We start from the raw sequence: 1122 nt of genomic DNA, 5'->3' as shown, positions 1-1122 counted from the left end.
GACGTAGTTCGATCCGCGCCATGTGTAGGTGGTGCCGTCGAGTTGGTCGGTGACGGTGTGGGGTTGGTCGGGGTCGTCGGGGAGGCCGAGGGCGGGCAGGTCGAGGTGGACGGTGGCTTCGCGGGGTTGGTGGGGGTTGAGGTTGACGATGGTCAGGACGATGTCGTCGAGGTGGTGTTTGGAGAAGGCGAGGAGTTCGGGTTGGTCGACGTGGTGGAAGTGCAGGTTGCGGAGTTGCTGGAGGGCGGGGTGGGTGTTGCGGAGTGTGTTGAGGGTGGTGATGAGGGGGGCGATGGTGGTGTCGGTGCGGTCGGCGGTTTCCCAGTCGCGGGGGCGGTACTGGTATTTCTCTGAGTCGCGGTATTCCTCGCTGCCGGGGCGGACGGGGGTGTTCTCGCAGAGTTCGTAGCCGGAGTAGATGCCCCAGGCGGGGGAGAGCAGGGCGGCGAGGACGGCGCGGATTTCGAAGGCGGGGCGGCCGCCGTGCTGGAGGTATTCGTTGAGGATGTCGGGGGTGTTGGTGAAGAAGTTGGGGCGCATGTAGGCGGCGGCGGGGCCGGTGAGTTCGCGCATGTATTCGGTGAGTTCTTCGGCGTTGTTGCGCCAGGTGAAGTAGGTGTAGGACTGGTGGAATCCGATTTTGGCGAGGGTGTGCATCATGGCGGGGCGGGTGAAGGCCTCGGCCAGGAAGAGCACGTCGGGGTCGGTGGTGTTGATGTCGGCCAGGAGGCGTTCCCAGAAGGCGACGGGTTTGGTGTGGGGGTTGTCGACTCTGAAGATGCGGACGCCGTGGTTCATCCAGTGGTGCAGGAGGTTCTTGACGGCGGTGTAGAGGCCGTCGGGGTCGTTGTCGAAGTTGAGGGGGTAGATGTCCTGGTATTTCTTGGGCGGGTTCTCGGCGTGGGCGATGGTGCCGTCGGCGCGGGTGGTGAACCATTCGGGGTGTTGTGTCACCCAGGGGTGGTCGGGGGAGCATTGCAGGGCCAGGTCCAGGGCGACTTCCAGGCCGCAGTCGCCGGCGTGGGCGACGAAGGCGTCGAAGTCCTCCAGGGTGCCCAGGTCGGGGTGGACGGCGTCGTGGCCGCCGTCGGGTGAGCCGATGGCCCAGGGGGAGCCGGGGTC

The 1122-nt window shown here is 66.1% G+C and carries 1 pseudogene; it reads right to left on the bottom strand.

Annotated elements, in window-relative coordinates:
• Positions 1 to 1122: pseudogene (locus AB0C69_RS42490) on the bottom strand (alpha-1,4-glucan--maltose-1-phosphate maltosyltransferase); the annotation flags it as partial.

It is taken from the genome of Actinomadura sp. NPDC048032, assembly GCF_040653175.1.
Taxonomy (GTDB): Bacteria; Actinomycetota; Actinomycetes; order Streptosporangiales; family Streptosporangiaceae; genus Spirillospora; species Spirillospora verrucosospora.
Note: the sequence above shows the minus strand (reverse complement) of the source record. Positions and strands in the feature narration are given on the sequence as shown.